We start from the raw sequence: 25,560 nt of genomic DNA, 5'->3' as shown, positions 1-25,560 counted from the left end.
CCTCCCCGTTTCACCGCTTAAGGCGGACATACGCTTCCGGGCTGTCCTGCGGGACGGCCGGAAGTTTAAAGGAGAGTGAAATTGTGTCTCAAGTGAAGATTAAGGACATCTATCCGCTGTCCCCCATGCAGGAAGGCATGTTGTATCATTCCATGCTGGACCGGGATTCCGAAGCTTATTTTCAGCAAAATATCATTACCGTCGGTGAAGTGTTGGACCGCGAGCTGGTTCAGAAGAGTCTTCAGCTGCTTATAGAAAGATACGATATTTTCCGCACGGTGTTTGTATATAAAGAAACGGAGCGTCCCCTTCAGGTGGTGCTTCAGGAAAGGGAGGCGCCTTCCGTCCATACGGAAGACGTTAGCGGCTTGAGCGAGGCTCACAAAACGGCTGCGCTTGAACAGTTTACCGGAAGCGACAGGACGAACGGTTTCGATTTGGAAAAGGACGTTCCCCTTCGTCTGGCTTTGTTTAAATGGAGCGAGACCACCTGCAAACTCGTATGGAGTTTTCCTCATATCGTTATGGACGGCTGGTGCCTCGGCATTGTCGCCAACGATTTTTTCAGCCTGTATACTTCGCTTCGGGACGGAATTCGGGCCAACCTGGAGCCGGTGTATCCGTTCAGTAGTTTTATCCAGTGGCTGGAAAATCAGAACAGGGAAGAAGCCGCATCTTATTGGAGCAAGTATCTGGATGGCCTGGAAAACGAAACGACAGTTCCCGGGTTCAGTCGGGTGGAGGGTAGCGCCCCTTTCCGGCTTGAACATCATTCTTTGAGGCTGGATGCCGCACTTACTCAAAAGATGGAGCAGATCGCAAAGCTCCGGCAGGTTACGGTAAGCACGGTCTTCCAGACAGCCTGGGGCGTGCTTCTCCAAGGGTATAACAACAGCACGGATGTCGTGTTTGGAACCGTCGTTTCGGGCCGGCCCGAAGAAATTAAAGGTATCGAGAACATGGTGGGACTGTTCATCAATACACTTCCATTACGCATCAGCGGGGAGAAGAGCGAGAGTTTTGCCGCCTTATTAAGCCGTGTGCAGAGCGACTGGATGGAATCCAACGCGTATTCTTATCTTTCGCTTGCCGACATCCAGGCGCAGTCCCAGTTAAAGCACAATCTGATCCGTCATCTCGTTGTGTTCGAAAATTATCCGATATCCGAAGAACTGATCGGAACCGGAGATGAAACCGGAGGAGTCGAGCGGACAGATGGGGAACCGGCCAAAAACAGCCTGCGCATCACGGAAGTGGACGGCTTCGAGCAGACGAACTATGAGCTTACGCTGACGGTAATACCGGGACGAGAGCTTGAAATCAAATTCAGCTTTAATGCGGAGATTGTCGAACATGCGGGAATCCGCGCGATTGCCGGGCATCTGCATCAAGTGCTGGAACAAATTACAGAAACGCCTGACATTCCGTTGGACAGCATAAGTCTGCTCACGGATGAAGAACGCGGCCAACTGCATGCGTTTAACGACACAGGTGCCTCCTATCCTGCCGAAAAAACCATGCACGGCTGGTTTGAGCTTCAGGCAGCCATGACGCCGGAAAAAATCGCCGTCATATTCGGCGAGAAGCGTCTTACGTACCGTGAACTGAACGTGCGCGCCAACCGTCTCGCCCGGCAGCTGCGCTTAAAGGGCGTGGAGCCTGATTCAGTGGTCGGTATTCTTTGCGAGCGGTCCATTGAGTTGATGGTCGGACTGCTGGCCATATTGAAGGCGGGCGGCGCCTATCTGCCGGTTGATCCGGGGCATCCGCAGGAAAGAATCGATTATATGCTCGCCGACAGCGAGGCTGTTCTTGTACTCGGGCAGAAGGATCTGTTGGAACGTGCTCCGGCCGGTACAGAAACTGTCGAGCTCGATGCTGAAAACCTTTTGACGGGTGACGGGAGTAATCTTTCCCGCGGATCGGGACCGGAGCATCTAGCTTATGTCATTTATACGTCAGGTACGACCGGAAATCCGAAAGGGGTCATGATCGAGCATCGCTCCCTGATCAATCGCCTTCACTGGATGCAGAAACGCTATCCGTTGGACGAAAAAGACGTCATTTTGCAGAAAACGCCTTACAGCTTCGACGTATCCGTCTGGGAGCTGTTCTGGTGGGGAGCGTACGGAGCTAAAGTCGTTTTTCTGGAACCGGGTGCGGAAAAAGATCCGGCGCAGATCGCAAGGGCTATCGACAAGTACAATGTGACGACGATGCATTTTGTGCCTTCCATGCTGTCCGTTTTTCTCGACCATGCGGAGAGCCGGCTGGAACCGGGTGCTCTGGCTAGTTTGCGCTATGTATTCGCCAGCGGAGAAGCACTCAATCCTCAGCAGGCGAACCGGTTTAATTCGCTGTTTTACCGGACCAACGGCTCGCGGCTGATCAACCTGTACGGACCGACGGAAGCGACCATTGATGTTTCCTATTTTGATTGCTCCTTTGGAAAAAATCCGCTGAATCGCGTGCCGATCGGAAAACCGATTGATAATATCCGACTCTACATTACGGATAATGCGGGCCGCCTCCAGCCTGTCGGAGTTGCGGGCGAGCTCTGTATTGCAGGTACGGGTTTGGCCAGAGGCTATTTAAACCGGCCCGAACTGACAGCGGAAAAGTTCGCGGCAGCGGATTTCGATCCTTCCGGCCGCATTTACAAAACGGGTGATCTGGCACGATGGCTCCCGGACGGCAACATCGAGTATCTCGGCCGGCTGGATCACCAGGTCAAAATCCGCGGCTACCGGATCGAGCTGGGCGAAATCGAAGCGGCTTTGCTCCGGCATCCGATGGTAAAGGAAGCGCTCGTGATGGACCGGACCGACGGGCAGGGCCAGAAGGTGCTGTGCGCCTATCTCGTTTGCGGTCCGGACCCGGCTCCGGAAACGGTACTTCTGAGGGAGTCTCTTGCCGCAAAGCTTCCGGGGTATATGATTCCTTCTTATTTCGTATTCCTGCCGGAAATGCCGCTCACATCCAACGGTAAGGTGAACCGCAGAGCGCTTCCTGCACCGGACACGGTCTGGGATGAAAGCGGGTATATTCCTCCCGAGGGCGAAATGGAAGAAGCGCTTGCCGCCATCTGGAAGGAAGTGCTGGGGGTGGAACATCTCGGTGCCGGCGATTCGTTTTTTGACCGGGGCGGGCACTCCCTGAAAGCGGCGCTGCTGGTTTCCAAAATACATCAGCGGCTGCAGGTTGATCTACCGCTGCGTCAGGTGTTCGAGTCGCCTACGATCCGTTCGATGGCCGAGGCGATCCGCAAGGAAGCCTACTCGGCTCATCAAGCTATCGAGCCTGCCGAACCGCGAGACGTTTATCCTGTCACTTCGGCGCAAAAAAGATTAATGGTGCTGGATCAGCTCGAACAAGAGAGCACGGCTTATCATATTCCGCATGTGCTGATCAGCCGGGTTCCTTTGGATCGCACACGCCTCCAAACCGTTTTTGAGAAGTTGATCGCCCGTCATGAGCCGCTCCGTACTTCCTTTGAGCAGATTGAATCCGATATCGTTCAGAGAAATCACCCGGAGGTGGTTTTTGAAGTAGAAGAAGTCATTTTGTCAGAAGCGGAGGCATCTTCCATAACGGAACTTGGCGGAAGCGGAGCGAGCGAACATCCGGAAGAGCGGACTGCGGTGCAAGATATCCTCACACCTGCCGAAAAAGCGGCGCTTGACCGGGTTATCGAAGGGTTCATCCGTCCCTTTAACCTTGCGGAGGCTCCGCTCATCCGAGTTGGAGCGGCGGATCTGACCTGCGGGGGAACGGCGCTTCTAATCGATCTGCACCATATTATAGCTGACGGTGTCTCCATGGCCGTTATTGCCAATGAATTTAACCGGCTTTATGCCGGAGAAGAGCTGGCCCCTCTTAAAATCCAGTACAAGGATTACGCCGTCTGGCAGCAAAAACGCAGTTCCAGTGGCGTTTTGGACGCTCAGGAAGCTTACTGGACGGATAAGCTGAGCGGCGAGCTGCCGGTTCTGAACTTCCCGACCGATTATATGCGGCCACCGCTCCAGAGCTTCGAGGGAGACCAGTTTGTCTTCACGCTCCAATCAAGTGAAACCGAGGCGTTGAAGCAAACGGCAGCCCGGGCCGGCGCGACCCTATATATGGTCCTGCTCGCTTCATTCAACACGCTGCTGCATCGCTATACGGGACAAGAAGACATTATTGTCGGTTCGCCCGTCGCCGGAAGGACGCATGCGGATTTGCAGCCGCTGATCGGGATGTTCGTCAATACGCTGCCGATGAGAAGCTTTCCCGCCGGGGATAAAACGTTCGGTCAGTTGCTTGAAGAGGTCAAGCAAACCGCGCTTCAAGGATTCCAGAACCAGGAAATACCCTTGGAGACGATTCTGGACAAGCTGTCTCTCAAGCGCGATTTAAGCCGTAATCCTTTGTTCGATATGATGTTTATTTTCCAAAACCTCGGTATCGAAGAGATCGGCCAGCCGGGTGAGCTGTTCCAGTCTTACGAGTTCGGGCATGCGGTAGCGAAGCTGGATCTGACACTCCAGGCGGAAGAAAACGAAACCGGCGGCATCGATTTCCACTTTGAATATGCAACCGGCTTGTTCAGAAAAGAAACGGTTCAGCGGCTTGCGAGTCATTATCTTCGCATATTGGAGGCGGCCGTTCGCAATCCCGACATTAAACTGTCGGCGATCGATATGCTGGAAGAACGGGAACGACACATGCTTGTGGAGTCATTTAACGATACGGCCGCTGCATTCGCCTACGACAAAACGATTCATTGCCAGTTTGAAGAACAGGCAGCTTTGACACCGGACGCCCCTGCTTTATTGTTCGGGGATCAGGTCTTCACTTATCGGCAGCTGAACGAAAAAGCAAATTCGCTGGCCCGTACGCTGCAAAGTCACGGAGTCGGACCGGACCGGCTCGTCGGGCTGCTGACGGAACGTTCTCCTTGGATGATGATCGGCATCCTGGCTGTTCTGAAAGCGGGCGGCGCCTATGTGCCGATTGACCCCGATTATCCGGCGGCACGCGTTGCCTACATGCTGGAAGACAGCGAAGCCCGTGTGCTTCTGACCGAGGGAACACTTGCGGCAGGTTTACAGACTGTGGGTGCCGTCATCTCCCTTGATGAGGAGGGTGTTTACAGCGGCGAGACCGGCAATTTGGAGCCTGCCAGCGAACCTCATCATCTCGCTTACGTCATCTACACGTCGGGCTCGACGGGGAATCCGAAAGGGGTCATGCTCCAGCACCGTTCCGTATCGAACTTTTTTACCGGGATGAGGGAAAAAATCGAATTTGTCCCCGGTCGTAAAATTTTGGCTTTAACGACCGTATCTTTCGATATCTTCGTGCTGGAGACACTGCTTCCGCTTACCTGCGGAATGACTGTCGTCCTCGCGGAAACCCTGCATCAGACAGAACCCGGGGCGCTCAGCGGCCTGATTTCCGTTCACGGAATGGATACGCTGCAGATTACGCCTTCGCGCCTTCAAATGCTTCTCGGGAGCCCTGAAGGGGCCTCAAGCCTGCAGAACGTCCGCAATATTCTCGTAGGCGGCGAGGCTATGCCGATTTCGCTTTTGCGTTCATTGCAGGAGTTCCCGGGTTTGAACATTTTCAACATGTACGGACCGACGGAAACGACGGTTTGGTCTGCCGTGCAGAACTTGACGAACGCCGCCTCCATCGATATCGGCAGGCCCATAGCCAATACGCAGATTTATATTGTCGACCCCGGAGGGAAGCTGCAGCCTGCCGGAGTGCCTGGCGAGCTCTGTATTGCGGGCGAAGGATTGGCGCGCGGGTACTGGAACAGGCCTGATCTGACGGCGGAGAAATTCGTTCCTTGCACGTTCGGCAAAGGCGGGGGGCGCATGTACAAGACAGGCGACCTTGCCCGGTGGCTTCCGGACGGCAGCCTCGAGTTTCTCGGACGTTTGGACCACCAGGTCAAGGTCAGAGGCTATCGTATCGAACTGGGCGAGATCGAGAGCGCTCTGGTCCGCCATGAAGCCGTGGAAGAAGCGGTCGTCCTCGCCAGAGAGGATGCTTCCGGCGGACACACGTTAACGGGATACCTCGTTGTGAAAACGGAGATTCCGGCATCGGAAATCCGTACCTTCCTTGGACAAAGCCTGCCGGATTACATGATCCCGGCCGCATTCGCCCAGATTGAGAAGTTTCCTTTGACGCCGAACGGAAAAACGGATCGCAAAGCGCTGCTCGGCCTGGATGCCGTGCAAACTTCCGCAGCCGTTTACGTTGCTCCCGGAGACGAGATCGAGGAACAATTAGCCGCCATGTGGGCCGGCATTCTAAGTGCTGCCAGAGTGGGAGTTCACGATAATTTCTTCGAGCTCGGCGGACATTCGCTCAAAGCGTCTTTGTTCGTTGCCCAGGTCCGTGAGCAATGGGGAATCGAGCTGGAGCTGCGCCAGCTTTTCCGGCAGCCGACTATCGCGGAAATAGCAGAGCATCTCCGGAAGGAATTGGATGAGATTCGCAGGCTGGAGGAAATTTTACGGGAAATCGAAGCGCTTGAACAGGTGTAGAGGGTGCAGACGTTACAGACCAGGAGAGGGGAGTGCGCCAAGTGGATTTATCGAAGCGAATAGCCAGTCTCTCGCCGGAAAAACGTAAACTTCTGGAAGCGAGGCTCGCTCAGGAAGGATTGTCCTCGTCCCGCCCGGCGGGAGGCGGGGCAGGCACGTCGGCAGGGCCGAGTCCCCTAGAGAAAATGGACGCTTATCCAGTATCGGCCGGCCAGAAAAGGTTGCTTCTGATTCAGGAAATCGGAGATACGGCCGCCGCCTACAATATGCCTTTCGTCTTGCTAGCAAGAGGACCGGTACATGTCGGGAAGATTCAAGGAGCGTTCGAGGCCTTGATTTCCCGTCATGAAACGCTGCGTACTTCATTCCGGAAGAGGGATGGGGGGTACGAACAAATCATTCATGAACCGGGCGAGATCTTGTTTAAGCTGGATTATTCGGAAGAAACGGTTTCCAGCGTGGAAGAAGAGAGAAGCGTCATCGAAAGATGCGTTTCCTCTTTTATTCGTCCGTTTGATGTACGCCGGGCACCGCTTTTCAGAGCCGCCTTAATCAGGTTGGCGCCGGAGCGGCATCTTTTGATGACGGATATGCATCATGTTGTTTCGGACGGCCTGTCGCTGCAAATTCTGGCGGAAGAATTCAACCGGATCTACCGTGGTGAAATTCTTCCCAAACTGCCGGTTCACTACAAGGAATACGCGTATTGGCAGCAGGAGCGAATACGCGACGGGGTATTCCTCAAGCAGGAAAAATACTGGCTGGACGTGTTCGAGGGCGAAATTCCCGTACTGAACATGCCCGCCGATTACCCGAGACCTCAATTGCAAAGCTTCGAAGGCGGACGTTTCGAGTTCGGGACGGACCGGGGGCTTGCGGATAAACTCCGGTGTCTGGCCTCGGAGACCGGTTCTACGCTGTACATGGTGCTGCTTGCGGCCTATTACGTTTTGCTTCATAAATATACCGATCAGGAAGACATCGTCATCGGAACTCCGGTCGGGGGCCGGACTCATACGCAGCTTCAGCCGCTAATCGGGATGTTTGTGAATACGCTGGCCATCCGTCAGGCACCTGCCGGCTCCAAAACATTCCTCTCCTTCTTGAACGAAATCAAGGAAGGAACCCTGGGAGCTTTTGACCACGAGGAGTATCCGCTGGAAAGCCTGCTTGAAAAGCTGGGGCTTCGTAGGGATGTAAGCCGCAATCCGCTTTTCGATACGGTTTTTTCCTTGCAGACTAAAGGTTCCCAGTCGATGGAAATGGACGGATTGCTACTGGAGCCTTATGAAGCGCAGTCGGGTGTTTCTAAATTCGATCTTTCGCTTTTGGCGCAGGAGGACGAAGAACTGGCGTTTACTTTCGAGTACGCGACCAAACTATATGCAGAACAGACTGTCGAGCGGTTAGCCGGCCATTATATACAGATTCTCCGGGAAATTGCGGAGAACAGGAGTTTAACGCTCTCGCAAATCGGCATGCTGTCCGCAGACGAAAGGCGGCTGCTTCTGGAAGAACTGAACGAGACGGCAGCACCGTACGCCCGAACCTCAACGATACATGGCTTATTCGAAGAGCAGGTAGAAAAACACCCCGACCGTATCGCCGTATCGTTTGAGGATCGGCGGTATACCTACAACGAGCTGAATGCGCGTTCTAACCGGCTGGCGGCCGCGATGCAAGATTTGGGTGTCGGGCCGGATACCATTGTAGCTATTATGCCCGAACGCTCTCCCGAAATGGTGATCGGAATTCTCGCCATTTTAAAAGCCGGAGGCGCCTATCTCCCGGTAGATCCCGAGTATCCGCAGGAGAGAATTTCGTACATGCTCGAGGACAGCGGAACCCGGATTTTGCTGACGCACCGGCATCTTGCGGGCAATACGGAATTTACCGGGCATACGGTCTTTATGGAGGACGAGCAGTGGTATACGGGGATTGAAACCAATCCGCACGTTCCTGTCACCTCTGACCATCTCGCTTATGTGATCTATACATCCGGAACTACGGGCAAGCCAAAAGGCGTTATGATCGAGCATCGGGGTATGGCAAACATGAAGCTTTTCTACGAGAATACGCTGGGTTTGGGCCCAGAAGACCGTATCGTGCAATTTGCCAGTTTTTCATTTGACGCTTCCGTTTGGGAGATGTATATGGCGCTCTTTATGGGCGGAGGACTATACCTGGCCCCGAAAGAAAAGCTGGTTCAATTGGATTCCTTTGAAGCGTTTGTCCGGGATAACGGAATAACGCTTGCCATGCTTCCGCCCACTTTCGCCGTTTATCTGGACCCCGGACGTTTGCCGTCGCTGCGGATATTGATTACGGGCGGTTCCGAGTCTTCACCCGAACTGGTCCGCAGATGGAGTCCGCATGTGGATTATTTTAATGCTTATGGTCCGACGGAAGCGACGATCTGCGCGACCGTATGGGAAGCGAAGCGGGGTACTGCCGTGCAAAATCACCGGATGATTCCGATCGGCAAGCCGCTTTACAATACGCAAGTGTATCTGGTGAATGCCGATTTGCAGCTTGTACCTCGGGGAACGGCCGGGGAGCTTTGCATCGGCGGAGAGGCTTTATCCCGCGGCTACTTGCATCGCGAAGCTCTCACCGGCGAAAAATTCGTTCCGAATCCTTTTGATCCCGGGCGGAAAATGTACCGTACCGGAGATCTCGCCAGGTGGCTGCCTGACGGCAATCTGGAATATTTGGGCCGTATCGATCACCAGGTCAAAATCCGGGGCTACCGGATCGAGCTCGGTGAAATCGAAACGCGGCTGCTGCAGCACGACCGGGTACGGGAGACGATTGTTCTCGTTCACGAAATCTCATCGGAAAAAACACTGTGCGCGTATTACACCTCCGAAGGGGAATCTCCGGCTGCCTCCGAGCTTCGCGAACATATGGCTTCGGGTTTGCCGTCTTACATGGTGCCGGCTCATTTTATCCCATTAAAGGAGTTTCCGCTGACGCCTAACGGCAAGATCGACAGAAAAGCGCTCCAAGCGCCCGATCCGTCCAGTGGAGCTTCCGATGAGTATACGGCACCCGAAACCGAGACGGAAGTTCGTCTGGCTTCGCTGTGGCAGGAAGTGCTTGGCGCGGAGCGTGTGAGCCTCCACGATAATTTTTTCGAACGAGGCGGGCATTCTCTGAAAGCGGCGCTTCTTCTTGCCAAAATCTCGAAGGAATTCGGCGTTGAGCTTCCTCTCCGAAAAATATTCGAGGCCCAGACATTGCAAGCGCAGGCGAACGCAATCACCGCAAAGGGCATAACGGAGGCAGCGTATGCACCGATCCCTAGGGCTCCGGAAAAACCCTGGTATCCGGTATCTCCGGCTCAACGCAGATTGCTGGTCGTACAGGAAATATCGGGAACCGCAACGGCCTATAACGTTCCTTTGATTCTCGAGGTAAACGGGGCGCTCGATCCGGAGAAGGTTAAAGAGACCTTCCGTAAGCTGATTGCAAGGCACGAAGCGCTTCGGACTTCATTCACCCGAATACAGGAAGAATACGTACAGGTCATTCATGACCCGGCGCAGATCTCTTTTCAGGTAGAGGTTACGGAGCTTGCTAATTTGTCCACTGATTGGAAGGACGATCAAAGTGAAGCGCATATAAAAACAATTGCAGATGGCTTTATCCGTCCGTTCGACTTGGGAACAGCCCCTCTCCTGCGTGCGGGTCTCGTAAAAACGGGGGCCGAGCGTCACCTGCTGCTGATCGATATGCACCATCTTATTACCGACGGCACTTCACTTGAACGGATGACCGAGGAGTTTACCCGGCTCTATCGGGGAGAAGAACTAGAGGAGCTTTCTGTCCAGTACAAAGATTACACGATGTGGCAGAATCAGTTATCGGCAGACGGTACCGTGGCACGTCAGGAAAAGTTTTGGCTGGATACGTTCAGCGGCGAGATACCCGTCCTGAACTTTCCCTTGGATTATGCGCGTCCCCAACTTCAGAGCTTTGAAGGGGCCGTCTATGGTTTCGAGGCGGATCACGAGCTTACACGGCGGCTGCAGCAGGCTGCTTCCCGTCAGGGTGCAACGCTTTATATGATTTTGCTTGCCGCTTATAACACGCTGCTTGCCCAGTATTCCGGACAGGATGATCTGGTTATCGGGACTCCTGTAGCCGGAAGGCCTCATGCAGATTTGGAGGACGTTTTGGGCATGTTCGTAAACACCCTTCCTCTGCGTAATTATCCGTCAGGTTCGAAGACGTTCGCGGCTTTCCTCGATGAGGTGAAGCAGAACGCCCTGCAGGCGTTTGAAAACCAGCTGGTACCGCTTGAGGACCTGATTCTGAAACTTCAACTGCGCCGGGATGTCAGCCGTAACCCGCTGTTCGATACTGTATTTGTGCTTCAAAACACGGAATCCCGCGAGCTGGGAGCGGATGGCGTCGAGTTTGCGGCGGTTGAGCATCACAATGGAATTTCGAAGTTTGATCTGACTCTCACCGCCCAGGAAACCGAAAGCTCGGAAGGCCCATTTCTTTCTTTGAGCTTTGAATATGCGACAAAGCTGTACAAAGAAGATACTGTACGAAAATTTGCCGGTCATTATGTGCAACTATTGAAGCAAATTTCACAAAACCCCGACATGTTACTGTCGGATATCGACTTATTAACCGTCAGTGAACGGGACCTGATTCTGGAACAATTCAATGCAACAAAGACAGAGTATCCGAGGGACGCAGCCGTACATGAATTGTTTGAAGAACAGGCTGCGCTGAAGCCGGACGAAGCGGCTGTTCTTTTTGGAGACAAGGAGATCACCTACGCCGAGCTTAACCGGAAAGCCAATCAGCTTGCCTGGAAGCTGCGTGAAATTGGTGTCGGAAAGGATACGCTGGTGGGGATTATGGCTGAACGGTCGCCCGAAATGATCGTTGCAATATTAGCCATTCTCAAAGCGGGAGGAGCTTTCCTTCCCATCGATCCTTCGTACCCCGAAGACCGCATTGCCTACATGCTGGATGACAGTGTGGCAGGTGTAATGCTTGCGGGAGACCCGAATTCGGCTCAAAGTTTGCTTGGCGGCTTCAAAGGGACTGTTTTGGGTTTGGCGGACCCTTCTGTGTATACCGGCAGCGAAAGCAACTTACCCCGCACAGCGGACGCGGAATCTCTCGCTTATGTCATGTACACATCAGGTTCGACAGGGCGTCCCAAAGGGGTGATGATCGAGCACCGAAGCGTTGTCCGTCTTGTCAAAAACACCAACTTTGTTACGTTCGAACCGTCGGACCGCATTTTGCTTACCGGCGCGCTTGTGTTCGATGCTTGCACGTTTGAAATCTGGGGCGCTTTGCTTAACGGACTCCAGCTATGCATTGTGCCGGAATCTGTTTTCCTTCACGCCGGCAAGCTGGAGGAAGCTTTGCAAGCGTACGGAATTACCACGATGTGGTTGACATCGCCGCTTTTCAATCAACTGGCGTTAACCAATCCGGTCTTGTTCGCGCCGCTTCGGTATCTGCTCGTTGGCGGAGATGTGTTGTCACCGACCATGATCGCTTCCGTAAGAAACGCTTGTCCACAGCTCACGGTTATCAACGGGTACGGCCCGACGGAAAATACGACGTTCTCCTGCTGCTTTCCTATCGACCGGGAGTATGGGAATATTCCGATCGGCCGACCGATCGCGAATTCAACTGCCTATGTGGTGGACCTGTCCGGCAGGCTGCTGCCTGTCGGTCTTCAAGGAGAAATCTGCGTCGGCGGTGACGGGCTGGCCAGAGGCTACTTGAACCGTGAAGATCTGAGCCGGGAAAAATTCGTGCCGAATCCGTTCCGTCCCGGCGAAAGAATGTACCGGACCGGCGATTTGGGACGATGGCTGCCGGACGGGAGCATCGAATACTTGGGGCGGATGGACCAGCAGGTCAAGATCCGGGGCTACCGGATAGAACCGGGGGAAATCGAGACCCGGCTGCTTGGGCATGAATCTGTGCGAGAGGCATTTGTCGCCGTTAAAGAATCCGGCGAGGGTTTAAAGTTCCTTTGCGCTTATATCGGAACAAGCGAATACCTCACACAGTCTGAGGTGAAAGCATACTTGAGCGGACGCATTCCCGATTACATGATCCCTGCCCGCTACGTGTTCATGCCTACTCTGCCGCTCACGAAAAACGGCAAAATCGACCGTCGCGCACTTCCGGAACCGGAACAGGAAGGGCTCTCCTCATCCCCGTATGCCCCGCCGAGAAGCACCAAGGAAAAACTTCTGACAGGTTTATGGGAAAGCGTACTCGGTGTGGAGAGAGTCGGTCTCGACGATAATTTCTTCGAACTCGGCGGCCACTCCCTCAAAGCTATCCAGCTTATATCCAAGGCGCAGGAACTGGGTCTGGAAATAGGGATGCACCAGTTGTTCCAGGTGCAGACGATTCGCGGATTGACGGAACTTCTTCCTGCCCTTAAGGAGGCTGAAGAATCCGGCTCAGAGTCGCCCCACAAGCACTCCGTCCATGTTAAGGACAATGCCGGGGTTAAGACGTTCGAAGAAGCGGAGCAGCTATTGCGCGTCACGTTCGGTCCCGGATTCAGGTTAAAGGCAGGCATGCGTGATGACAAAAAGGTGGTGCTTCTACAGCTCATTCCTGATCACGAGAAGCGGCTGCCGGAGATTACTGAACTTATCCGCTCCAACTTGCATAAAGATCTTCATCCTCATTTCATCGTACCGCAGGTCGTTTCTGAAGATGGAAACGGGGAAAGGGTTGCAGCCGGTGAGAATGGACAGGCAGGGCAAGAGCTGTCAGCAGAAGCGCTTAATTTAACGGAATCGGCGCTGCAGGATACTCTTATGCATGTTCTGAGAGAAGTTTCATCCTACCATGAGGCTTGGGGAACCGCCCTGGCGAAGATGCCGGCTGCCGAGCAGTACTCGCTCGCGCCGATTCAAGAGTATCATTTGGCTTATCCCGAAGCATCGGGCACGCTCCTATCTTTTGACGAAATAATCGATGTGCAGCGGTTAAATACCGCTATGCAGCGGGTGATCGAAAAGCATGATCTGCTGAGAAGCCGACTCGTACAGACGGGGGAACATTGGGGCTGGGAACTGAAAGAAAAATCACCGGAATTTGCTCTTCCAGTTGTTGATTTATCGGCATACTTGCCTTCCGTGCAGCATCGAATCATGTCAGGGCTGTTGAAGGAGCTTTATTTCCGCCCTTATGAGCTGGAAGGCGGCGCCCTATACCGGTTTGCTCTGGTTTCGTTCAACTTGCGGGAGCATTACCTGCTGCTTCCGTGCTCGCACATCATCTTTGACGGCATGAGCAGTGAAATTCTGAGAACAGACGTGCTTGCTTTTTACAATGCGGACGAGGAGCATGCCTCAAGGCACGAAATAACCAGGCCTGACCGCTCGTACCGCAGCTATGTTGGTCAAGTCCGTCAAGGCCCGGTTGGAATCGGAGATGCCGAGATTAACGAACGCTTCAGTTTGGAATCTTTTTACCGGCAAACCTTAGTGATCGGAGAAGCCCTGCACGGGAAAAACCGCTCCAAAGCCACAAAGTATCTGCATGAGATTAACATGGAGGGGCAGGCTGCCGGAACGGATCTTGCCGAGCGTATGTTGCATAAAGCTCTGGATCTTGCGGAACGGTTTTTCTCAAGGTATTTCGGCTTGGAAGAAGTGCCGGTCTGGCTTACGAATTACGGCAGGCATTATACGGGGCGCCATTATTACGATACGATCGGCGAATGCATCGATCAGATTCCGATTCTGCTTGACGGAATATCCGGTGAAGAGATGCGCTCCATACAAAATCTTCTTCATGCGGCTTCGACGCATAATCTGAACTTTTTCAACCTGATCTATAACCGGGAAACGGCCGAAGATTTTCCGCTGTCCGGCTATTATTTACAGAACAGTCTTCATAAGCTTCCGATCGTTGTGAATTATCTCGGCGAAATCCAGCAAGACGGAGGACTTCTCCAAAGACTGGACGATCCGGACATTAATTCGACGGAAGTCCGGCCTGTCATTTATTTCACCGTACAGCATACGGGCAACCTTCTGCACATTTCTCTCCTGCTGCCTTATGAGGAAGACGAAGAAACGATCCGCCGCATGTTCGAGTCCGTGATTCCAACCTTCCAGACCATCAAGCAGTAAGGAGTTGAAATGAGATGTCTTTGTTTAAAAACAGTTTGTTTGTGCGCTTTTATTTGTCCAGAACCTCCGCCAACATCGCGGATAGCATTTATTCGATCGTTCTGCTGTATTTCGTTCAGAAATCGACGGCTTCCGTTTCGTTTACGAGCTTTACGTTTACCGCTATTTCGGCGGCTTCTATCTTCAGCTTTCTGTTGGGGCCGCTGGTTGACCGGTATTCTCCGTCGCTGCTGGCCAGCATCTCCTTATTCGTTCAGGCCGTACTGATTTTGGCGGTACCGTTTCTGATCACCGATGGAAGCGCCAATTTGCTAGCGATACTTGTCCTTGTGTTCGTGGCATCCTGCTTTTCGATGCTGTTCTATCCGGCGAACAATAAAATGCTTCCGCAGTTGATCCAGTCACCGGACAGAATCGTCAAAGCCAATGCCATGATCTCTTCCACGGACCAGCTAATTAATGTGGCGGGATACTTGGTCGGGGCCTCAATTATTTTGCTGCTGGGGATGAAAAACACGTTTTATCTGGCTAGCGGAATGCTTTTCCTGTCGGGACTCATCTATGTGCAGCTTAAGAAACAGATGGAGCCTGAGAAAACCACAGGAGGCGCGCCGAAAGGACCGCTGAAGATCAGAGAGTATACAAGCGAGCTTGTGGAAGGCTACCGGTTTGTCGCGAGCAGCCCGTTTCTTAGAATCATGCTGCCTTTCTTTGCACTGACCAACTTCTCCATGTCTATTCTCATCATCACCGTTCCGTCCATGTCGGTCTCTTACGGATCGCCGATTTATTACAGCCTGCTGTACATCGCCTTTTTCGTCGGCATATTCGTAGGGTCCGCGCTGATTAACGTTCTCAAAAAAAACGGGCTTATGATCGCTATATCTTGGCTGCTTATGGGCGCTTCGCTGTATCTGTTCGCGATTGTTCCCGCGCTGTGGATGAAGCTTTCCGCAATCCTTTTGATGGGCGTGTTTACTGGAATTATTAATGTGCTGCAGACTTCGCTGATCCAGATAATCACTCCTTCTCAGTTGATGGGCCGGGTGATGGCCTTCCTGCATACGCTGTCCAACGCAGCCTTACCGCTGGGAGCTTTTATCGGAGGCATTCTCGCTTTGCGTTTCGAACTGGACAGCGTTTTGTTCATCAGCGCTCTGGTCATTGTCGCATGCGGAGTTTTGCTGCTGGCGTTAAAAGCGGTGAGGACATTCCAGATTCCATCGGAAACCGCCGACAAAGAAAAAACAGAAGATAACCTTGCCGGTAAAGGCGCGGTTGTTAAAGAATTTCTGTAAACCAAAGCGGCGTCTTATGCCGGTTTTGAGTCGGAAAACGATCTCTTGCGCTTGAAGCGGGAGGTCGTTTTTTTATTTTTTGGCCGTTGAAAAGGCTTTAGAAAACCTCAGCCCGCCTCTTTAACTAAACACATGACTTATGGTAGGCTCAATTTATCTAATGACTAGTGAGTTTAGCGGAGGTGCGAGTTGCGTATATCGGATCCTATTTACGGAGAATTTGTAGTGGATGGACTACTGGAAGAGCTTGTTCTCAGCCAACCCGTGCAGCGGTTAAAAGGCGTCTACCAAGGCGGAGCGAGCTATCTGGTGAACGATAAGTGGGATGTGACGAGGTACGAGCATTCCGTAGGGGTCATGCTTTTAATCCGGCAGCTTGGAGGTTCCCTTGAAGAGCAGATCGCCGGACTGCTTCACGATGTCTCCCATACGGCATTTTCACATGTGGTCGACTATGCGCTGGACAATAGGGAAGAAAACTACCATGAGAACATTTATGAGCAGTTTATCGAAGAATCCGAAATTCCTCAACTCCTGAAGAAATACGGTTATACGTACCGGAATCTGCTGCTTGAAGACGCCAAATGGACGCTTCTTGAACAGCCTGCCCCCGCGTTATGCGCAGACCGGGTCGACTATACACTGCGGGATCAGTTTCATGACGGAAAGATCACCACGGAAGAGATAGTATTTTTCCTGGAAAACTTAACGGCAGCTGACGGAAAAATGGTGCTCACCCGAATAGAGTCCGCCGAATGGTTCGTTAAAACCTATTATCGTGAAGTGATTGATTTCTTTATGCACCCTTTGAATGCATACAGCTGCCACTTTTTGGCGGAAGTTCTCAAAACAGCTCTGGCAAAAAAGGTGATTACGCTCAGCAGCCTGCTTTTGACAGATCAGGAGGTTCTGAGTTTAATACATGCAACGGATGAGCCGGATATTCAGCGGCTTCTAAAGCACCTTCACCGCAACGTACGAGTAAAAGAAGATGTGAACGATTATGATCTGCACCGGACGAATAAAATAAGGATGATCGACCCTGACGTAATGAGGGGGAATAAGTTATGGAAAGCATCCGATTTATCCGAAAACGTGAAAAAATGGGGGGAAGAAGCGCGCAGGAAGTCTGAAAGGGGAATCTATGTAAAAATCGTATCCGCCGAAATGCCGTTCCGTTAAATCGAAATTCGGAGAAAAGAGAGCACAGGCCCTCAACGGAAGATAGAACCTGTGCCGGTTGTTAGGGCAAGCGTACGTCTTACAGACAGATTTGTCTCGTCAGGAAATTGTCGTTACAACTTGATCGATAATCCCGTATTCCCTAGCTTCTTCAGCCGACATAAAATAGTCGCGATCCATGTCCCGATCGACTTTATCGATGGGCTGTCCGGTGCGCTCCGAAGTGATCCGGTTCAGCCTTTCACGTATGCCGAGTATCCGCTTGGCGCTGATGGCGATGTCGCTTGCCTGGCCCTGAACGCCTCCGTGAGGCTGATGAATCATGATCTCGCTGTTCGGCAGCGCGAAGCGTTTGCCTTTTTCTCCGGCCAGCAGTAGAATAGCGGCAAACGAAGCGGCAAAACCCGTACAAATCGTATGCACAGGCGGCTTCACGAGCTGCATCGCATCGTAAATGGCAAATCCGGCCGACGTTGAACCGCCGGGACTGTTGATGTATAAACTGATCTCCTTTTGCGGATCTTCGGCTTCGAGAAACAAAAGCTGGGCGATAATGCTGTTGGCTACCTGATCATCAATCGCGGCTCCCAGAAATACGATCCGGTCTTTCAGCAACCGGGAATAAATATCATAGGATCTCTCACCACGGCTCGTTTGCTCCACGACGTAAGGGACGTAATTGCTCATCGTCAAAAACCTCCAATGTGTTTCGTTATGGCATTTCTCCTTGTAAACGAATGCGGCCCTCCAAAAGATACGAAGGGCGGCACAGAATTTTAAATCTTGAAAATATTTTAAGAACGTGTGAAACGGCGTATCTTTTTCGGACGTTCGTTCGTTTACTGATTACAACGGCTTTGCCGTTAAGATTCGAATACAAGAAGAAAATGAAGCCGTTTTGCAGAAGGATTAATAAAACCGGAAAATGACGCTCAGGATATAAAAAGGTTCATTACAGGCCGGGAGCCGGATGCATCTGAACGGCTGCAGGAAAAAAAGGGGCGAATACGGATGTCGACAGCCGATTTTCTATTAAAAGGAAAAGAAAAGGACAGCACCCGGATCAACCAGTTTCAGCAGACGTTAAAACGTTACTGCCTGTCCATGACAAAATCTTCTTGGGATGCGGAGGATCTGGCCCAGGAGACCTGGTTGAGAGCGATGTCTTCACAAGGAAAGGAGCACGCCAACGTAGAAGCTATGCTGCTTCGCATCGCTAAAAATACGTGGATCGACCAATCGCGGCGAAAGCAGATCCTGGCGCGTATTATGAAAAGCGATCAGGCGCAGGCAGTAACGCGGCGGGATGAGGGGCTTTTGATAATCGAAGAAGCTTTTCGCTCTTTGTTTAAGCATTTGCCTCCGCTGCAAAGAACGGTTTTCCTGCTCCGGGATGTGCTCGGGTTTTCCAGTCTTGAAACAGCCGTCAGGCTCGGAACTACGGAAGGAGCGGTTAAAGCGGCTCTGTACCGCGCTCGTCACTCCTTGGAAGCCGTTAGAAGAGACATGGAGACCGGCACGCAGGTCGAACCGGCTGAGAACGGAATGAAAGCTTACCTGCGTATGATGGCGGCCGCTTATGAAATGGGTGATATCGCTCTCCTTGTCGAGCTTGCTCAGCGTGATGAAGTGGAGCCGGCGGTTGCCTTCGGTCTCGCCCAGAATCATATTCTGCGCAGCGGCAGACGCCGTACAGGCGCCGTGCCTCACTTGCCAAGCAGTCTGCAGATGTCCGCGTAGGTTTTACCGCCGCCGTTTTATCAGCCGCTCCCGTTCCGGGCGGGAGCTTCTTTGGTTTAATTTTTTCTCCTCGGATGTGGTACAATGGCAGTTGGACACCGAATGGACGAGGAGATGGCGATTGATGGCAGAACAGATCAACGAGCAGGAGCTCATAGCTTACATAGCGGGAAAAACTAAAGCGGACCCGCAAAAAATAAAATCGGTGCTGAAATACGAGCAGGATTTTATCAACAAAGCTCATAAAAATGCTAAGGGCGAAGTCGACATCGATAGTGATGATATTGCCGACTATGTGTTGAGCAGGCCCGATATCAAGCTGGATGAGCTGACAGTGGACAATATTCTGGACGCCGAAATGGACTTTTTTATGGAAAAAGGAATCGCAAGCTATCTGGATTGATATATCCGGACAGGACATCGTCCAAGACTATAACATTTAAGCCTGAAAAAGCGCTCGAGACTGTTTTGGAGAGCGGAACTTGCAAAAATTACAATTTCCATGCTAAAGTAAAAGTAACTTTGAAACGATGAGGAGGTGAGGTAGGTGAATCTCGAAAAGGTTAACGACCGTATTAGCCAGCTGCCGATTGCTATGGCTGGCATTGTTCATGCTTTTCCGGTTAACGGGAGAAGTCTGTCCATTTTCACGAATACGGTACACCCAATCGCGAGAAGACGCCTACCTTAACCGACACGGATAGTTTCACATCCGAAGAAGGGTCGCGGGCTTGTTGCCGCGGCTCTTTTTTGTCGTATGGAAAAGGGTCTTCATTCCTAGGAGGATCCATAATGATACTTGTTAACGGTCAACAAATAAAGAAATATCACGCAGCTAACCTCGTGCTGGATGGAGTCACATTCGAAGTGCATGCCGGAGAAAAAATCGGTCTGATCGGCCGAAACGGCAGCGGCAAATCGACGCTGCTCCAGCTCATCTCTCGCCATCAGAGCATAGACGAGGGAATGCTGACACTCAAAAAAGAGCTCACGATCGGTTATTTGCCGCAAATACCGGTGGAGTTCGAAGGGCTGACGGTATATGAAGTGCTCGCTTACGGCTGCCGGCATTTGACGGCGTGTCAGCAGGAGATGACGGCACTGGAACACGACATGGCAGAGGCGGGCGCTTCGGCGGATTCGGTTCGCATGCAGGGGCTGCTGAACGCGTACGCGTCTGTCCAGGAACGCTTCGAGCGCGGAGGCGGCTATGAAATGGATGCCGCTATAGACTCCGTTGCAATCGGGCTTCAGATCTCGAAAGAGACGTATGCCCGTCCGTTCTCTACCTTCTCCGGCGGAGAAAAAACACGGATCGCGCTCGCTTCCCAATTAATCATGCGGCCGGATCTGCTGCTGCTTGACGAACCGACGAATCATCTGGATTTAGGGGGAATCGAATGGCTGGAGCAGTTTTTGCAAGGTTACGCGGGGGCCTGTGTCCTCGTTTCGCATGACCGTTATTTTCTTGACCGTACCGCTTCCAAAATGATCGAGCTGGAAGACGGGGAAGCTTTTACGTACCAAACGAACTACAGCGGATATATGAAAGAGAAGGAAGAACGGCTGCTGCAGCAGTTCGCGCAGTATCAGGAACAGCAGAAAGTTATCAAAAAAATGAAAGAAACGATCCGGAAGCTGGAAGAGTGGGGGAGGATCGGGGACAACGAAAAGTTTTTCAAAAGGGCGGCTTCCATGCGTAAAGCATTGGAGAGGATGCAGGTAATGAAGCGTCCGGTACTGGAGCAGAAAAGCGCCGATTTCGCGTTGAATCTTCAAGACCGCTCCGCGAAACGGGTGGCGGAGTTCTCCGGCGTGCATAAATCGTACGGAGAGCGCCGGATTCTGAAAGGTGCGGAAGGAAGCCTTCATTACGGCGAGAAGATCGTTGTGGTCGGAGACAACGGAACGGGAAAAACAACCTTGTTTAAGCTGCTGCTTGGGCAGGAATTGCCGGATTGCGGAGAGCTGGAGCTTGGCTCGCGAGTGGAGATCGGCTATATGGCCCAGCAGGAGGAAGCGGGAGACCCTCAAAAGACAGTCCTAGACTACTTCCGCTTGGAGGCCGGAGTGGAAGAAGGAGAGGCAAGGGGCATTCTTGCGAAGTATCTCTTTTATGGGACGGATGTGTTTAAACCGGTGAGCATGCTGTCGGGAGGAGAGCGGTCCCGTCTCCGGCTCGCGCTGCTTGTCCGGCGGAAGCCGAATCTGCTGCTGTTAGATGAGCCGACCAACCATTTGGACATCGCTTCCCGCGAAGCTCTTGAAGAGGCGCTGGAGGAGTATCCGGGAACCGTGCTTGCCATCTCCCACGACCGGTATTTCATCAACCGTCTTGCGCAGCGGGTCTGGGAGCTTCAAGACGGACAAATAACGAGCTATATCGGACAGTTTGACGAATACCGGGCGAAAAAGCGCGAACTGGAGCAGACGCCCCCCGGCGGGGGGCACGGACGTCCGCCGTCGGGCTCGACCGGCGCTTCTGCCACCGCAATACGCGCGGGCAAGCAGCCGCTCTTCCCGGCGGAGGCCAACGCCGCAGCGAAAGCCGCGGCGGCCGAGGCGCGGGCAACCGAGCGGAAGCGGCTGCAGCTGGAGGCGCAGATCGCTGCGCTGGAAGCACGGCTGGCCGCATCGGACGCGGAGCTCCAGAAGCTCGGCGGCTGCGGCGATACCGCGCTGCTGGAAGCGCGGTGGCGCGAGCGGGAAGAGCTGCAGACGCGGCTCGACGCGGAGATGACGGCCTGGCTGGAGCTGGGCTGACGCCCCGCGGAAGAATACAGCAGGCGGGCTCGGCAAACAAAAAACGGCGGGAAAGACAGGAGCTGCATGCTGCAGCCCGAGCTCTCCGCCGTTTTTTCTTATGCGTCCCGTCACGAATAAATCGTTATCCGGTTTCTTCCGTCGGTTTTGGATTGGTAGAGCGCGTTATCCGCCATTTCAATGATGGTTTTTACGTCCACATCCCGGCTGTAAGAAAAGGAAACCCCGATCGAAACCGTCAGGGGCTGAGGGATCGGACTTTTGCAGCGTTCCACTTTTTCACGCAGCCGCTCCGCAATACGGGTAGCTCGGCCGAGATCGCAGCCTTTCAGCAAAATCCCGAATTCCTCTCCGCCATAGCGGAAGCATAAATCTTCTTCTCTGGAAAAGGCGTGAAGCGTCGAAGCCAGATATTTCAGCACTTCATCTCCGATCAGATGACCGTGAAGATCGTTGATTTTTTTGAAATGATCGACATCCATCAGAATAAGGGTAAAAGGAACTTTCAGCTCCGCCCACTCGGCGATAAGCAGATCGAAAGCTTTACGGTTGGCTAGGCCCGTCAATCCGTCGGTAAGTGATTCCGCTTTCAGCCGGTTGAGATTGGAATTGATGCTTTGGTACAACTGCCTGACCTCGTAAAGTCCGGAATGAATGCTGGGGGAAGCGGGTACCGTCAGGTTTGCATGGACGGCCGACTCTTCCGAATACCGGGCAAGCGTATACAGAGGTCTCGTGATCCAGCTCGCCAGCCACCAGGCGACGGTCAGCACAACGCCGAGCAGAGGGAGCGCTTGCATCAGCAAGTTTGAGATCATTTGTTCAAGCGGTTCCTCGAGCACACGGGTAGGCGTCTGGGAAACAATTCCCCACCCGCTTATCGGCTCAAACGCATAGCCCGCGAAAAATTCGTTGCCTTCCGAATTCACGATTTTTTGGGAGCCCTTTTTGCCTGCCAGCGCTTTTTGAATGACTTCATTGCTGGAGATAATCTGATAAATCCGTTCTTTGTTGGGATGAAAAATAAGCCGGGACTCTTTATCGACGACATAGACGTAGGATCCGTTTCCGTTAAAATGCTCTTTAAGCAGCTTGCTCAGGGCGTTTTCTTCCTCCAGATAGATCGTGCCGCCGACAAAGCCTGCATAGGATCCGTTCCCGTTAAAAATTGGCGCGGAGACCAGCACGATCAGGCGTCCGGTTGTGCTGACATAAGGTTCGGAAATAAATGTTTTTTTAAACTCAACCGCACGTTTGGACGCTTCGGACATCAGCCTTGTGCCTACGACGGCACCGGCGTCGGCAGGCAGAGTCACTTCTATATCCCGCTCGTCATCCGCGACAAAAACCGAGTTAAAGTACTGCCGGTTAAACGTGAACCACATTTCGAGATCCTTTTCCGTAAACGACTGCTTTCCCGCTAACTGCGCGATCGAATTCATACTTGTCTGCATCAGATTGAGCAGGTTGCCCGTGTTGGCGGAAAGCTTCTCGGCATAATGGGAATTGTTTTCCAGGTAGCTCGCGGACAGGGATTTCAAATTGGCTTCATAGGCCGCATATCCGCTTACGGCGGCCGTCAGGAAAGCGGTAGCAAGAACGAGAAGGCTTAAAATCAGGCGCAGCGTCAGCCCTTTGCGCAGGCGTTTTGTTTTCATGGGCGGTTTAGCAGGCCGGTCAGGGAATCTGCGGGAAGGGGGCGGCTGAAATAATAGCCCTGCCCTTCATTACAATTTTCGCCGAGCAGGTATTCGTACTGGAGCTCGTTTTCGATGCCTTCGGCGACCACGTCCATATGGAGACTGTGCGCGAGCGAGATGATGGCGGACGCGATCCGTTTCCCGTTCAGGTCCCGGTTAATGTCTTCGATGAACGCCCGGTCTATTTTTACTTTATCGAAAGGATATTCACGCAAATAGTTCAGGGAGGTGTAGCCTGTCCCGAAATCGTCGATAGAAATGCAAATCCCCGCCTCTTTAAGTTTCAACAAACACTCCTTAATCGCATGGACATCGTCCAGCAGGACGCTTTCCGTAATTTCCAGTTCGATCCAAGTGGGTTCAAGCTCCGCCTCTTTCATAATCGACAGGACATGTTCGGCAAAAAAAGGCTGCTGCAGTTGTTTGGTCGAAACGTTAACCGCCACTTTGAACGGGGCGGCTCCCGAAGCCTGCCACTTTTTGGCCTGCCTGCAGGCCGTTTGCAGAACCCAGTTGCCGACGGACAAAATCAGGCTGCATTCCTCGGCCACCGGAATAAAATCCGCGGGCGGAATGTACCCGAGCCTCGGATGATTCCAGCGGATCAGAGCTTCCATCGCGGTCAGCTTGCCCGTTTTTAACGCCATGATAGGCTGGTAAAAGAGCTCCAGCTCGTTCTTGGCCGCAGCTGTTTCCAGATCCCTCTGAATCTGCAGCTTGTAGGAGGTCTGAAGATCCATTTCTTCCGTATACACGGTGTAAGCATCCGTACGAAGCTTCTTGGAGTGATCCATGGCTATGTTCGCGTACCGGATTATGTCTTGAGCGCTTTCCCCGTTTCCTCTGTTGAATGCGATCCCTATACTGACCGTCAAGGCTATGGAATGACCGTGCAGTACAAATGGCTCCCGCATTCCGCCCTGGATGGAGCGGATGAGACGCATGGCCTCTTCCTGCACCGTTTCGGGCAGAATGAGGGTGAATTGGTCTCCCGCAAACCGGCTCAAAGTATCCGTCAGCCGCAAATGCCCCTGGATACGGGCGGTGACTAGAGTCAACAGGTCGTCTCCCAACTGGTGACCGTAGGAATCGTTAATTAATTTGAACCGGTTCAAATTAATCGAAAGGACGGCGAAAGGAAGACGTCCGTCCCTGGAGAAACGGATCGTCTGCTCCAGCCGGTCTTCGAACAGCTTGCGGTTAGGCAATCCGGTAACCGGATCGGCATACGCGAATTCTTCCATCTTTCGGGCTGCCGCCGCTTGGTCGGTCGTATTCCGTGCGATTCCGCATGTGCCGCGAGGGAAACCGTCCATCTTTACCGGAAAGTGAGTCACACTCACGGAAATTTTTTCTCCGTCTTTACGGATGACGCGGAGATTCGTGCTGCCGGCAATAAAACGTTTTGCGTCGCCGAAACGGTCCAGGGCGGATTGCAGGTCATCCGGATCAATGAGCGTGAAGAACGGCATATGGAGCAGCTCTTCTTTCGTGTATCCCGTCAAGGATTCGCACCGGGGATTCGTGCTTGTAAATCTCCCATGCTCGTCCAAGGAGAAGATGGCGTCCGGGCTATGGATAAATAACGCTTTAATCTCTTCATGATATTCCAGAAGCTGCCGCTGTGCCAGCACTTGCTCCGTGATGTCTATCACGGTGCCGTATTGGACCTTCTTTTCGTTTACAAGAGCTGTAGACGGATGGATTTCCGTATAAATCCAATGTCCGTCTTTATGACGCGTCCGGATACGGACGGGTACGCCCTTCCGTCTGTCGTCCGATTCGGAAAAAAGAGGTGCGGTCAGGCGACGGTCATCCGGGTGAACAAGCTCGAGAAAACCAAACTTCTCCCGGCGGATTTCTTCCGCGGCATAGCCGACAAGCTTGGCGTAAGAATCGTTCGCATATGTTAAGGCGCCGTTTTCCATCATATAGATGCCGACTGGCGCATGTTCGATCAGGGCTGTAATTAGGGTCCGATAAAAGGGAAGCTCTTCTTGACCCTTTTCTCTTGGAATTTCCATTTTTATCGTTTCTCCTGTGTCAGGGTCTCGGGTTAACTAGAATCATAGCACTGGACGCAATTCGGATTCTACAAGATCGGAAATTTTTGCGTGCGCACGCAACAAATTTGCGTGATCGGTTCGTTCCGGGGATGATATATTGACGAAGATGGACATGCATC

11 protein-coding genes are annotated in these 25,560 nt (G+C 52.7%); 8 read left to right on the top strand and 3 right to left on the bottom strand.

Going from position 1 to position 25,560, the window contains the following annotated elements; all coding sequences use genetic code 11:
- Positions 1–83 precede the first annotated feature (83 nt).
- The 4 genes from ACI48J_RS15260 to ACI48J_RS15245 all read left to right on the top strand — a co-directional run bounded on the left by ACI48J_RS15260 (position 84) and on the right by ACI48J_RS15245 (position 17,172).
- Positions 84–6,545, top strand: coding sequence for an amino acid adenylation domain-containing protein (locus ACI48J_RS15260; protein ID WP_405079061.1), 6,462 nt, complete (start codon positions 84–86; stop codon positions 6,543–6,545).
- 41 nt (positions 6,546–6,586) lie between these two features.
- Positions 6,587–14,692 (top strand): amino acid adenylation domain-containing protein, encoded by an 8,106-nt coding sequence (locus tag ACI48J_RS15255; protein WP_405079060.1) that lies wholly within the window; start codon positions 6,587–6,589, stop codon positions 14,690–14,692.
- Between the two features lie 14 nt (positions 14,693–14,706).
- Positions 14,707–15,990 (top strand): MFS transporter, encoded by a 1,284-nt coding sequence (locus ACI48J_RS15250; RefSeq protein WP_405079059.1) that lies wholly within the window; start codon positions 14,707–14,709, stop codon positions 15,988–15,990.
- Between the two features lie 189 nt (positions 15,991–16,179).
- Entirely contained in the window at positions 16,180–17,172 is a 993-nt protein-coding gene (locus ACI48J_RS15245; protein ID WP_405079057.1) for an HD domain-containing protein, read from the top strand.
- Positions 17,173–17,271: 99 nt separating this feature from the next.
- Here the strand turns inward: ACI48J_RS15245 and clpP are convergent, their stop codons facing one another.
- Positions 17,272–17,859, bottom strand: coding sequence for an ATP-dependent Clp endopeptidase proteolytic subunit ClpP (gene clpP / locus ACI48J_RS15240; RefSeq protein ID WP_405079055.1), 588 nt, complete (start codon positions 17,857–17,859; stop codon positions 17,272–17,274).
- A 324-nt stretch (positions 17,860–18,183) separates the two neighbouring features.
- Between clpP and ACI48J_RS15235 the strand changes: the two genes are divergently transcribed.
- From ACI48J_RS15235 to abc-f, 4 genes are all read left to right on the top strand, one after another.
- A complete protein-coding gene (locus ACI48J_RS15235) occupies positions 18,184–18,912 on the top strand; it encodes an RNA polymerase sigma factor (protein WP_405079053.1) in 729 nt (242 codons plus the stop codon).
- A 124-nt stretch (positions 18,913–19,036) separates the two neighbouring features.
- Positions 19,037–19,315 carry a hypothetical protein gene (locus tag ACI48J_RS15230; protein ID WP_405079052.1) on the top strand — a complete coding sequence of 93 codons (279 nt, stop codon included), beginning with the start codon at positions 19,037–19,039 and terminating at the stop codon, positions 19,313–19,315.
- 144 nt (positions 19,316–19,459) lie between these two features.
- Positions 19,460–19,603, top strand: a complete 144-nt coding sequence (locus ACI48J_RS15225) for an RAxF-45 family protein (RefSeq protein WP_170318615.1) — start codon at positions 19,460–19,462, stop codon at positions 19,601–19,603.
- 101 nt (positions 19,604–19,704) lie between these two features.
- On the top strand, positions 19,705–21,675 hold the full coding sequence (gene abc-f, locus ACI48J_RS15220; protein WP_405079051.1) for a ribosomal protection-like ABC-F family protein: 1,971 nt from the start codon (positions 19,705–19,707) through the stop codon (positions 21,673–21,675).
- A 110-nt stretch (positions 21,676–21,785) separates the two neighbouring features.
- Here the strand turns inward: abc-f and ACI48J_RS15215 are convergent, their stop codons facing one another.
- Both ACI48J_RS15215 and ACI48J_RS15210 read right to left on the bottom strand, forming a co-directional pair.
- Positions 21,786–23,333: a diguanylate cyclase gene (locus ACI48J_RS15215; RefSeq protein WP_405079049.1), complete on the bottom strand. Its 1,548-nt coding sequence runs from the start codon at positions 23,331–23,333 to the stop codon at positions 21,786–21,788.
- Positions 23,330–25,399, bottom strand: a complete 2,070-nt coding sequence (locus ACI48J_RS15210; protein WP_405079047.1) for a putative bifunctional diguanylate cyclase/phosphodiesterase — start codon at positions 25,397–25,399, stop codon at positions 23,330–23,332. The genes ACI48J_RS15215 and ACI48J_RS15210 overlap by 4 nt, the downstream gene beginning before the upstream one ends.
- Positions 25,400–25,560 lie beyond the last annotated feature (161 nt).

This window comes from Paenibacillus chitinolyticus, assembly GCF_045038035.1.
GTDB classification, from domain to species: domain Bacteria; phylum Bacillota; class Bacilli; order Paenibacillales; family NBRC-103111; genus Paenibacillus_F; species Paenibacillus_F chitinolyticus_A.
This window is presented reverse-complemented; position numbering and strand designations above follow the sequence as displayed.